8 protein-coding genes are annotated in these 12,025 nt (G+C 63.3%); all 8 read left to right on the top strand.

Going from position 1 to position 12,025, the window contains the following annotated elements; translation table 11 throughout:
* The first annotated feature begins 106 nt into the window (after window positions 1-106).
* The 8 genes from BHU06_RS21990 to BHU06_RS02875 all read left to right on the top strand — a co-directional run bounded on the left by BHU06_RS21990 (window position 107) and on the right by BHU06_RS02875 (window position 12,023).
* On the top strand, window positions 107-670 hold the full coding sequence (locus tag BHU06_RS21990; protein WP_275564512.1) for a GspH/FimT family pseudopilin: 564 nt from the start codon (window positions 107-109) through the stop codon (window positions 668-670).
* On the top strand, window positions 655-1,152 hold the full coding sequence (pilV, locus tag BHU06_RS21995) for a type IV pilus modification protein PilV (protein ID WP_139146932.1): 498 nt from the start codon (window positions 655-657) through the stop codon (window positions 1,150-1,152). The genes BHU06_RS21990 and pilV overlap by 16 nt, the downstream gene beginning before the upstream one ends.
* Entirely contained in the window at window positions 1,149-2,177 is a 1,029-nt protein-coding gene (locus BHU06_RS02850; RefSeq protein ID WP_083292848.1) for a PilW family protein, read from the top strand. Before pilV ends, BHU06_RS02850 begins: the two co-directional genes overlap by 4 nt.
* Window positions 2,174-2,728, top strand: a complete 555-nt coding sequence (locus BHU06_RS02855; RefSeq protein ID WP_070397610.1) for a PilX N-terminal domain-containing pilus assembly protein — start codon at window positions 2,174-2,176, stop codon at window positions 2,726-2,728. The genes BHU06_RS02850 and BHU06_RS02855 overlap by 4 nt, the downstream gene beginning before the upstream one ends.
* Window positions 2,729-2,750: 22 nt before the next feature.
* Window positions 2,751-7,094 (top strand): pilus assembly protein, encoded by a 4,344-nt coding sequence (locus BHU06_RS02860; protein WP_070397611.1) that lies wholly within the window; start codon window positions 2,751-2,753, stop codon window positions 7,092-7,094.
* Between the two features lie 52 nt (window positions 7,095-7,146).
* Window positions 7,147-7,599, top strand: a complete 453-nt coding sequence (locus BHU06_RS02865) for a type IV pilin protein (RefSeq protein WP_070397775.1) — start codon at window positions 7,147-7,149, stop codon at window positions 7,597-7,599.
* Window positions 7,600-7,948: 349 nt separating this feature from the next.
* Entirely contained in the window at window positions 7,949-8,749 is an 801-nt protein-coding gene (locus tag BHU06_RS02870) for a phosphodiesterase (protein WP_070397612.1), read from the top strand.
* A gap of 10 nt (window positions 8,750-8,759) precedes the next feature.
* The gene (locus BHU06_RS02875) at window positions 8,760-12,023 is read left to right on the top strand and encodes a PAS domain-containing protein (RefSeq protein ID WP_070397613.1); all 3,264 of its coding nucleotides are present in this window, start codon (window positions 8,760-8,762) and stop codon (window positions 12,021-12,023) included.
* Window positions 12,024-12,025: the final 2 nt, after the last annotated feature.

Raw genomic sequence — 12,025 nt, forward strand, 5'->3', positions numbered from 1 at the left:
GCCTCGCAGACGCTTGTCTGTCGGAGCGTGCTGGCGAGCCGGGACGCGGAAACATGTCGGGATGCAAGCTCGGCTACTCCTTACCAGTAAAAAAAGGCGCTCGTTGGTGCTGAACGGCTTCACGCTGATCGAACTGATGGTCGCTGTAGCTATGCTCGCCATTCTGTTGGCGATCGCCGTACCCAGCTTTCGCAGCGCTCTGGCCGGCAATCGATTGACGGCATCCACAAATGACTTGATCAGTGCTATCGCTGCGGCACGCAGTGAGGCCATTCGGCGAGGCGGGCGCATCACCTTGTGCAAGAGCGCCGACGGCGTTTCTTGCACGGTCGCCGGAGGATGGGAGCAGGGCTGGATCAGCTTCACCGATGTTACCCGGGCGGCCGTCAACCCCAGCGTGGATGCCGGGGAAACTGTGCTACTCCATGGTCAGGCATTGGCACCGCCTCTGTTGGTCAGGGGTAACGCCGGCGCCGCGAATTTCCTGTCATTCGCCGCCGACGGCACCATGAGGACCATGGCTGGCGCATTGCAAGGTGGTCGAATCCGAGTCTGCTACCCCGAAGTGCTCTCGAACAGCAATCGAGCGCGCGACATCGAGGTGCTGGCGACAGGCCGCCTAACCTCTACCACTCCCGGAAATGTGGATGACTCATGCCCGACACCGTGAAAACCGCAGTGACGCACGCAACATCGAGACCGCTTCGGCGTTCCTTCTTCGCGCGAGAGCGTGGCGTTGGCTTGATTGAAGTTCTGGTTGCCGTGCTGGTGCTGTCTTTGGGCCTGCTGGGAATGGCTGGCCTGCAAGCCAATGCACTGAAAGCCAATCAGAGCAGTTACGGTCGCAGCCAAGCTGTGATGTTGAGCTATTACATGCTCGATGTTTTGCGTGCAGATCGTGTTGGAGCCATTGCGTTGAACTACAACATGCCCTCCACGTGCAGTCCCGATGCGGTCGCGACTGCAGACCTGTCGGGCAATAGCCGTAAGCACTGGCTGCAAAGTATGCGTAACACGCTCGGCGATACCGATGACACCTGCGGCGCTATCAGCTGCGATGCGGCTGGAGTTTGCACCGTTACGATCGTTTGGGATGACAGCCGAGCCGGCGGCCTGGGCAACCAGACCTTCACCACCAGTAGCCGGCTATGAGGAATGTGCGCTTGGTCTATCGAGTGAGCTGTCGCAGCTCACGCTCGCGTGTGCGAGGCTTCAGCCTAGTCGAGTTGATGGTGGCACTCGTTCTGGGGCTGATCATCGTTGGTGGCGTTATCAGCATTTTCCTGAGCAACCAACAGGCGGCCCGAGCGAACGAGGGGTTGGCTCGTCTCCAGGAGAACGCCCGTGTTGCTTTCGAATTGATGGCGCGAGACGTGCGGCAGGCGGGGGGTAACCTGTGCGGAGCCACCGTTACGGCGAATGTGCTGAACAATGCCGCGGCGACGTGGTGGGCCGATTGGGACGGCGGTGTCATTCGTGGTTACGACGAGACTCAGGACACGGTAGGCATCGTGCCATTCGGATTGGGCGTGGGGCAGCGGGTGGCTGGAACGCATGCGGTTGCGGTGCTCAGTGGCGGCATGTTTAACGGCTTTGTCGTGACAGGTCACAACCCCACGACCCATGTCTTTTCGTTGAATACACCCAATCACGATCTTGCAGCAGGTGACGTTGTGATGGTCTGCGATGGCGCGAGTGCGGCCATTGCTCAGCTGTCGGCCGTCTCTGGCGCCCCAATCGGAAGCTTGACGCACGCTCAGGCCGGTACCCTCAATACCACCACCGATCTCGGCTTTCCCCTCGGGTCACCCAAGACCTTTCAGCCGGGCGGCATGGTGTCGCGGTACACCGCCAACTTCTGGTACGTCGGCCACAACCCTCGAGGAGGGACGTCGCTGTACAGGATGAACCGCACAGGGGTGCCGGAAGAAGTGGCTGAAAGCGTGACAGGCATGCAGGCGCAATTCTTGTTGCGCAACCAGACGAGTGGAAATCTCGGCAATGACTGGGTGACGGCGAGTGCGGTGGCCGCCTGGGACAACGCGGCCGCGGACTTGGTGGTGGCCGTGCGACTGACCTTGGACTTGGAGACCACCAATCGAGTGGGAACAGATCAGCAGCCGCTGCGGCGACAGCTGTTTCACGTCGTCAACCTTCGCAACCGTCCTGCGCCATGAAGCCGAGCCATGTGTCCTTGACCCATCGACGTCTTCGGATCGGTCGGCAGCGCGGGGTTGCCCTGGTCGTCGCGCTCATCCTGCTGGTGCTGATGACCTTGGTAGGCCTCGCTGCGATGCGCGGGGTTGCGCTGGAAGAGCGCATGAGCGCGAATACGTACGATCGCGGTTTGTCGTTTCAAGCGGCCGAGGCCGCCTTGAAAGAGGCCGAGTCGATCGTGGAAACAGCCCGTCCTACTCCGGCCGCTTTAGCCGCCTGTGTCAACGGCATTTGCGGCGCACCCAATCCCGCCAACACCGAGCGCTGGCTAGACCCCTTGTTGGCCGTGCCGCCCAATCCAGGCGGTTGGCATTCGGCCACGGTAGTTGTCAATGGAGGAATCTCCATCACTCCTCAGTACATTGTTGAGTACCTGGGCGACACCTTTCCTTGTCAGCCAGGCAACCCGGCTTCCACAAACGACTGCAAGCGCTACCGGATCACCGCCCGGAGTGCACCTGGCGCCGATCGTGCAGTGGTGATGTTGCAGTCCATCTACGCCACCGATTGAGCCAGACCGAACGGAGATTCAGATGCACCATACCCCACTTCGTCGTGCTGGGCTGACTGCGGCGCTTGCCCTCGGGCTGGGCCTGCTTTACACGCCAAGCCAAGCGCTTGAGTGGCCGGCGCAGCCGCTCACCGCGATGGTCAGCGCCAAGCCGATGACCATGCTGATCGCCGGGCGTGATCACAAGTTCTTTTACGAGGCCTACAACGACGCCAGTGATCTCGACGGTGATGGTCAGCTGGACCTCTACTTCAAACCCGGCATCACCTACTACGGCTTGTTCGACTCGGGCTTGTGCTACTCATATAACAGCGCCGCGTCGATGTTCCAGCCAGCTTCTCAGGCTGACAGTCTGGGGCGTTGCACGGTGGGGGGCAGTTCGGGCGAGTGGTCGGGCAATTGGCTTAACTACGTTAGCACCAGCCGCATTGACGCCTTGCGCAAAGTGCTCTACGGCGGGTATCGGGACGTGGACACCAATTCGCAGACCGTGTTGCGCCGCGCCTATATTCCCCAAGATGCGCACAGTTGGGGCAAGGAGTTTCACAGCAGTCACAACTATAGAATCAGTGACTACACCGATCTGGATGAGCCCCCCAACGCCAGTACACGTCACTTCTTTGGCAGTCTGACAGCCAACCGCAGTCAGAGCTGCGCGACGTTGGACAATTGCAGCAATCTGCAGCCGTTATTGCGTATACGTTCCAATGTGGGCAACAACAAGCGCATCTGGGAGTGGGCGTCAAAAGAGCGGCCGGTGCTGCAAAACGATCTCTCGTCAGGGGCGTTCCCGAGCGGCACAGGAAATCAGCGGGATCTTGTCATCCGAGTCGAGGTCTGCACCGCTGCCTTTCACAATGAATGTCGCTTGTATCCGAATAATCAGTACAAACCAATCGGAATTTTGCATGAATATGGCGAAAACGGTGCAATGCTGTTTGGCCTTATCACGGGCAGCTACGATCAGCACTTTTCGGGCGGCCGCTTGCGAAAAGTGGTGTCGTCCTTCTCCGATGAAGTGAATGCCACGACCGGGCAGTTCGCGAGTACAGCTTCGATCGTAAATACCTTTAATAACTTAAGAATTCGAGGTTTTAACCAGAGCAGCAGTTCGTCCGAATACTGGAAAAGCGGTCCATATATCGACTCTTCTAAGGACCCAACAGAAGGTCAATTGGTTGATTGGGGAAATCCCATCGCCGAAATGATGTATGAAGCGGTTCGCTATTTTTCCGGCAAAAAGGCGCCAACCACGGCCTTCAATACGGGCACCACGATGGACACCGCCGTGGGTCTGAGCCGGGTGACCTGGGACGACCCCTACGATAGGACGAATAGCAAAGCCAAGGCGCCGTTCTGCGCGCGTCCCAATTTGCTGACGATTTCTGATATCAGCCCCTCATACGATTCCGATCAATTGCCCGGTAGTAGTTTTCCGTTGCGCGGAACAACAAACAGCTACTTTTCGGGGGACATCACAGGTCTAAACGTAACCGCCCTCGGCGGCACAATCACGGCGATCGAGTCCAATATCACGGGGCGCCAGTTCTTCATCGCTCAGTCGGGCTCCATCGATGACCGTTCCCCCACGCCCAAGGAAGTCAGCTCACTGGGCAATATTCGTGGCCTGTCTCCCGAAGAGCCGACCAAGGATGGCTCTTTTTATGCTGCATCAATTGCGTATTACGCCAAAACCCGAAACCTGCGGCCGGAATTCGGTGCCGGTCGCGAGGTGTATGCCGACACCTATGCTGTGGCCCTGAGCTCACCACTGCCGCGAATCGTTGCGAAATTGCCCAATGGTAAGGAAATCAGCCTGGTGCCATTTGCCAAGACGGTCGGAGGCAATGGCGTATCCAATGCAAAGGGCGCCTATCAGCCGACCAACCAGATCGTTGATTTCTATGTCGAGTCCATCGTCAACTCGAGTGCCAATGATTTTGATGCGACGGTGAATGGCGGCCGGTATTCAGCACGATTTCAGATCAACTTCGAAGACGTGGAGCAGGGGGGCGATCACGACATGGATGCGATTGCGGAGTACCGGGTCGAGGCCAATGCCAATAACACGCTCTCAGTGACCGTGACGCCGCGTTATCAAGCGGGCAGCGCGCAGCAGGTGATGGGTTATGTGATCTCTGGTACGGATCGTGATGGCCCCTATCTTGTGGCGCAGGACGAAAGCTCCTCTCGGTACTACTTCCTGAATGCGCCGGACCCCAGCAAAAAGTCTGGCATGTGTGATGTCGCGTCCAATCGGCCTGCCAACTGCGATCGTTTGCCGCAAATTGGCGAGACGCCCAATACTTTTGTGTTTAATCCCGGAACAACGGGGGGCGCTGCGTTCTTGAACAATCCGCTTTGGTATGCGGCGAAGTACGGCGGTTTCGTCGATCGCGACAAGAGTAAAACGCCCAATCTGTCGGTGGAGTGGGACGCGGACAACGACGGTGTTCCCGATACCTACTTTTTGGTCCAAAACCCTCTGACGTTGAAGGATACGTTGAGAAAGACCTTCAATAGCATTATTGACAAAAGCGGTTCCGCTGGAAATATTAGCTCCAACTCGACCGACTTGCGCGAGGACACCCGTGCATTCCAGGCCAAGTTCAATGCTCAAAATTGGGCGGGGGAATTGGAGGCGAAAGGCATCACCTCCAAGGGTGTGAACGAAACGGCAAGCTGGCGTGCTTCAGATCACTTGTTGAACGACGTTGGGCGGCGCATTTTCTACACCTCACCCAATGCTCTTGTGGGCAGTGCGGAGTTCACCGGCGACATTCTGACGGCCAATGGTGATCTGGCGCTCTTCAAAAATGATGCGAATTTGGTCAATTATCTTCGGGGTAATCGATCGCGTGAACTGCAGAACGGCGGTAGCCTTCGAGACCGCGGAGCGACCGTGCTTGGCGATATCGCGCATTCGTCCCCGGTGTATGCAAAAGACACCGATACCCTGTATGTAGGGGCAAACGATGGGATGCTGCACGCTTTCAACGCACAGAACGGCCAAGAAGTCTTTGCGTATATTCCCAGCAGCGTGATGCCAAAGCCGGCCTCATGCTCAGGTTCGGCATGTGCGGGAATTCGGGCGTTGTCGGAGCTTGGGTACAACGAGAGTCATCGCTACTTTGTTGACGGCGAAATCGCGGTCACCTCGAGAAGTCAAACCACAGGGCGCAACCTTCTCGTCGCCGCTCTTGGGCGCGGCGGGCGCGGCTTGTTTGCATTGAATGTCACCAACCCAAACACCTTCGATGGCTCGAACGTTCTGTGGGAGACCTCGCTGAGCGATCCGGAAATGGACGACATGGGACATGTTCTTGGCCGTCCGGTGGTGGCGCGCATGAAGGTGGATGGCTCGGACGTCTGGGTGGTTATCGTCGGGAACGGATACAACAGCGCGAACGCGCGAGCCGCTCTTTACATCATTAATCTCGAGACTGGCGCACTCATCCGCAGAATTGCTACCAGTGCGGGTGGTGACAACGGACTGGCTGCGCCCGGTGTGTTTGACTCTGATAACGACGGCTATATCGATCACGTGTACGCCGGTGACATGATGGGCAACGTTTGGAAGTTCGATCTCAGCAGTTCGAGCCCCAGCCTCTGGGGCGTGGCTTATGCAGGTCAGCCCTTGTATGTTGCGAAAGATGCCGCGGGCAACGCACAGCCCATCACAGCCCAACTTCGCCTCGTGCGCAACTTCGTCAATGCAGATGCCAACTTCGGTAAGTTGTTTGTGCATTTCGGAACCGGCAGCTATTTTCGAACAGGCGACAATGTCACGCCGCCCGCAGGCGCAGCTTCGCAATCATGGTACGGCTTGATCGACGATGGCGCGCCCATCACCACGGGTCGCAACGAGCTTGTGCCGCGCACCATGAGTTTGTCAGTGACTTTTGCTGGGCGAAATGTCCGCACGTTTTCGTCTGCATCGGCAAACGACATGGTTGGCAAGCGGGGCTTCTATATTGATCTGCCGCAACCGGAGCGCATCATCACCGCTTCCAATACCCTTCGGGCGGTCGAGCCGGCGTTGGTGGCCAGCATCATTCGTCCGCAGTTCGACGAGTGCGTGCCTGGCGGTACGGGTGTTGTCGCCGCGATCAATCCATTCACTGGGGCGGCCTTAACCCGGCCATTTTTCGATGTAAATGACAATGGCAGTTTCTTGGACGACACGGTGAATGGCGCATACATTGGCGCAGTCGATCTGGGCATTGGAATGCCGGGGGAGGCAATTTTGGTGGGTAATCAACTCGTCGTGGGCGGTTCAACTGGCACCATGGGGTCGATTAGGGTCAACCTTGGCTTGACGCCGGTGCGTGGCCGCCTGACATGGCGCGAAGTCGTTCGCGATTGATGGTTTTCGAAAAGCAAGTGATGAGGTGACTCTTCGCTTTAAGGTGTTGATGATGCAGAACCCAGATCCGATTCAACGCGCACGCTCGAGGGGTTTCACTCTGATCGAACTCATGATCACAGTAGCCATAGTGGCCATCCTCGCGGCTGTGGCGTACCCCAGTTACACCAGCCACGTGCAGAAGACGCGCCGTGCCGCCGCCGGCGCCTGTCTGACCGAACTGTCGCAATGGATGGAGCGCAACTACACCACCTGCTTGCGCTACAACGCGACCGGTGCGGGGTGCGGCACCGCCGTGACCAACGCGCAACTCCCTGCGCTGACCTGCCGCAACGATTTGGCAGGGGCCTATGTCTTTTCGTTCACGGCCAACCCCACCGCCTCGGCCTATGCACTGCAGGCCGTACCTCAGGGGCCCCAGGCGAGCGACACGCGTTGCGGGACCCTTACCCTCAACCAGACCGGCGCGAAGGGTGCCGCCGCAGCTACCCGCTGCTGGAACTAGCGTCCCTATCCGATTGCATCCGGATTCACACGTCGGTCGCGCGTCCGCATGAAGGCGGCCACGTCGTCGAGCCGGGCCCCGGCGATGGCCTAGGCGATGGCCTAGGCGCTGGCCGCCAGCCGCACCCACTTCATCCATCCCTTGGCCGCCAGGCGTCGGCCGCTCTCCTGTGCATGGAGCAGGACCGCTGCGCGCGCTTGCTCGCCAAAGCTGGCATCAAACCCGACTGGCCTGCCTCCCCCGAAATGGGGGGAGGCCTCGGGTTTCGGAGGCTTGCCGGGCGCCGGGCGCCTGTGGATGATGCGTGAATGCCCGGCACCCGCCCACCCACGAGCCCGCCGCTCTCCCCATGCTGATCGCCCAGGTGTCCGACCTGCACGTCTGCGCGCCGGGCCAACTGGCCAACGGCGTGGTCGACACCAACGCCATGGCGCGCGCCGGCCTGGAGGCCGTAGCGGCGCTGCAACCCCGGCCCGACGCGCTGCTGCTCTCCGGCGACCTGGTGGAAGCTGGCGGCGCCGCGTCCTACGCCCACCTGCTGGAACTGCTCGCGCCCATCGACCTGCCCCTGTACCCCGTGGCGGGCAACCACGACGAGCGCGAGGCCCTCGCCGAGGCCTTCGGTGGCCGCGCCGGCCCGCACACCGCCCGCCTGCCGGGCTTCTGGCAGTACGCGGCCAGCCTGGGCCCGCTGCGCCTGCTGGTGCTCGACACCGTGGTGCCGCGCCAGGGCCACGGCGCCTTGTGCGCGCGCCGGCTCGACTGGCTCGACCAGCGCCTGGCCGAGGACGCCACGCCCACTGTCGTTGCCATGCACCACCCGCCGTTCGCCACCGGCATCGGCCACATGGACGCCATGGGCCTGCTGGACGGCGCCGAGGCGCTGGAGGCGATCGTGCGGCGGCACGGCCAGGTGCAGGTCATCCTGTGCGGCCATCTGCACCGCAGTATCCAGGTGCGCTTCGGCGGCACGGTGGCCAGCGTCTGCCCCAGCACGGCGCATCAGATCGCGCTCAATTTGCTGCAGTCGTCGGCCGATGGATACGTCATGGAACCCCCCGCCTTCCAACTCCACCTGTGGCACGGTGGCCGGCTCGTGAGCCATACCGTGCCGATCGGCGACTTCGGCGGCACGCAGCCCTTTGCCTGAGGCGCCCGCCATGGACGCCGAAGCCCCGCTGCCGTACCAGGAGCTGTTCCGGCTCTCGCCCGTGGCCGCCTGTGTCACGCGCGTGAGCGACGGCCTGGTGATCGACGTCAACGCGGCCTGGGAGGCGCTGTCGGGCATCGCCCGGCGCGACGCGATCGGGCGCACCACGGTGGAGCTCGGCCACTGGAACGACGAGGCCGAGCGCACGGCCGCGCTGGCCCTGGTGCCGGGCACGCTGGCGCCCACGGTGGTGCGCTTCAAGGGGGGTGACCCGCACCTCGTGCGCATGCACGCGGTGCAGCTGCCCGTGACGGATGAGCGGCCCGAGGCCCTGCTGTTGGTGCAGATCACCCAGGCCGACCGCGAGGTGCTGGCCGAGGCGGCGCGCGAGCAGACCGCCCAGGCCCTGCGCGCCACCAACCTGGAGCTGCAGCAGCGCGTGGAGCTGCACAGCGTGATGGAGAGCACCGCCCACCTGGGCCACTGGACGAACGCCGAGGACGACGAGGAGGTCTTCTGGTCGCCGGGCCTGTTCGCCATCACCGGACGGCCGCGCAGCCAGCGCCTGACCCGCGCCGAGGTGCGCGCCGGCATCCACCCGGACGACCGCGCCGCCTGGCTGGCCGCGCGCGAGCGCCGCGACGGCCGCGAACTGGCCTTCCGCTGGCTGCACCCCGATGGCCAAGTGCGCTGGTTCCGCACGCGCATGGGGCTGACCCTGGTCAAGGGCAACCCGCAGACCGACTTCGGCGTGGTGCAGGACATCACCACCGAGCGCGAGGCCAGCGAGCGGCTGGCCGAGCAACTGCGGCTGCTGCAGAACATCGCCGCGCGCGTGCCGGGCATCTTCTACCAGGCCCGCCTCACGCCCGACGGGCGCACCGCGCTCGGCTACATCAACGAGGCCGTGCGCGAGCTGTTCGACGAGGACGCCGCCGCGCTCATGCGCGAGCCGCGCAAGCTGTTCCAGGTGCTGCACCCCGAGGACCGGGCGCGCGTGATCGCCACGCTGGCCTACTCGGCGCAACACCTGCTGCCTTGGCGCGAAACCTACCGCGTGCTGCTGCCCACGCTGGGCCTGCGCTGGCTCAGCCTGGACAGCACGCCGCAGCGCGAGCCCGACGGCAGCGTGGTCTGGCACGGCCTGGCCACCGACGTGACCGAGGCGCGCCAGGAAGCGCTGCGCCGCGAACGCGTCAACCGCATGCTCTCGGCTATCACGCAGGCGCAGTCGGTGTTCATTGAGGCCGAGGACAAGCGCCGCGCCTTCGAGGGCCTGCTCGACGCCTTTCTCGGCGTCACCGACAGCACCTACGGCTTTCTGGGCGAGGTGCAGTACGACGACCGGGACCAGCCCTATCTGCGCACGCACGCCATGACCGATATCTCGTGGGACGAGGCCTCGCGCCTGGCCTTCGCGGCGCACGCGGATGCCGGCATGGAGTTCCGCAACCTGAACACCCTGTTCGGGCACGCGCTGCGCACCGGGGAAACCGTGATCGCCAACGACCCGGCCCACGACCCGCGTGCGGCGGGCATGCCCGGCGGGCATCCGGCGCTCAACGCCTTCCTGGGCATTCCGCTGGCCGTGGGCGAGCGCCTGGTGGCCATGGTGGGCCTGGCCAACCAGCCCGGTGGCTACGGCGCCGACGACGTCGCTTTTCTTCAGCCCTTGCTGGGCGCGCTGCGCCAGCTCGTGCTGGCCTGGCGCCACCACGGGGAGCGCCTGCGCACCAGCGCCCAACTGCAGGCCACCGGCGCCCTGTTGGCCGAGAAAAGTGCCGCGCTGCAGGTCACGCTGGACAGCATCACCCAGGGTCTGGTGAAGATCGACACCGAGGGCCGCGTGAGCGTCTACAACCGGCGCTTCCTGGAGCTGCTGGACCTGCCCGACGAGATGATGCGCGAGCGCCCGCTGCACGACGATGTGGTGGTCTACCAGGCCCGGCGCGGCGACTTCGGGCCCGAGTTCAACTGGGTCGAGCCGCGCGCGCGCAGCTACGTGGCGCTCGACCCGCGCGCCGACCTGCCCGAGCAGTACTGGCGCCGCACGCGCGAGGGCCGCACGCTGGAGATCCACACCTTCCGCTTTCCCGAAGGCGGCCTGGTGCGCACCTACGCCGACGTCACCTCCTACATCGAGGCCCAGGAAGCGCTGCGCGGCGAGCGCCAGCGCCTGGCCTGGGTGCTGGAGGCCACGCGGCCCGGCATCTGGGAAACCAACCTGGCCGACGGCAGCATGAGCATCAACGACCGCTGGGCCGAGATGCTGGGTTACGCGCGCGCCGAGCTCGAGCCCGTGAACCATGCGACCTGGTCCTCGCGCGTGCACCCCGAGGACCTGCCGCGCGCCATCGAGGCGCGCGAGCGCCACACCTCGGGGCTCTTGCCGTACTACGAATGCGACCTGCGCCTGCGCCACAAGGACGGCCACTGGGTCTGGGTGAACTCGCGCGGGCGCGTGCACCAGCGCGACGCCGAGGACCGTGCGCTCTATATGTCGGGCACGCACCTGGACATCAGCGAGCGCGTGGCCGCGCAGGAACAGATCCGCGCCCTCAACGCCGGCCTGGAGCAGCGCGTGCGCGAGCGCACCGCCGAACTGGAGCGCTCCATGCGCGACATGGAGGCCATCTCGTACTCCATCGCGCACGACCTGCGCGCGCCACTGCGTTCGGTCAACGGCTTCGCGCAGATCCTGGCCGAGGAGGAGTCGCAGCGACTGAGCGAGAGCGGGCGCGAGATGTTCCTGCGCATTTCGCGCTCGGCGCGCAACATGGGGCAGATGATCACCGACATGCTGGAGCTGCTGCGCGTGGTGCAGGTGGAACTGGAGCCCCGGCCGGTGGACATGACCGCGCTGGCCCACGCCGTGGCCGAGTCGCTGGGGCCGCAGGCGCCGCAGCTGCCCATCGAGGTGGGCGAGCTGCCCGAGGCCCTGGGCGATGCCACCCTCCTGCGTCAGGTGCTGAGCAACCTGGTGGACAACGCCATGAAGTACTCGCGCCAGCAGGCGGAGCCGCGCGTGTGGCTGGGCCATGACCCAGCCCTGCACGCCTACTTCGTGCGCGACAACGGCATGGGCTTCGACATGGCGCGCGCGGCCAAGCTGTTCGGCCTGTTCCAGCGCCTGCACGCCAACAGCGAGGTGCCGGGCATGGGGGTCGGGTTGGCCATCGTCCAGCGCATCGTCGAGCGGCACGGCGGCCGTGTCTGGGCCGAATCGGCGCCGGGGCAGGGCGCCACGTTCTGGTTCAGCCTGCCCCGGGCCTGAGG

The sequence above is a fragment of the Hydrogenophaga sp. PML113 genome, from assembly GCF_001777155.1.
GTDB classification, from domain to species: Bacteria; Pseudomonadota; Gammaproteobacteria; order Burkholderiales; family Burkholderiaceae_C; genus Hydrogenophaga; species Hydrogenophaga borbori.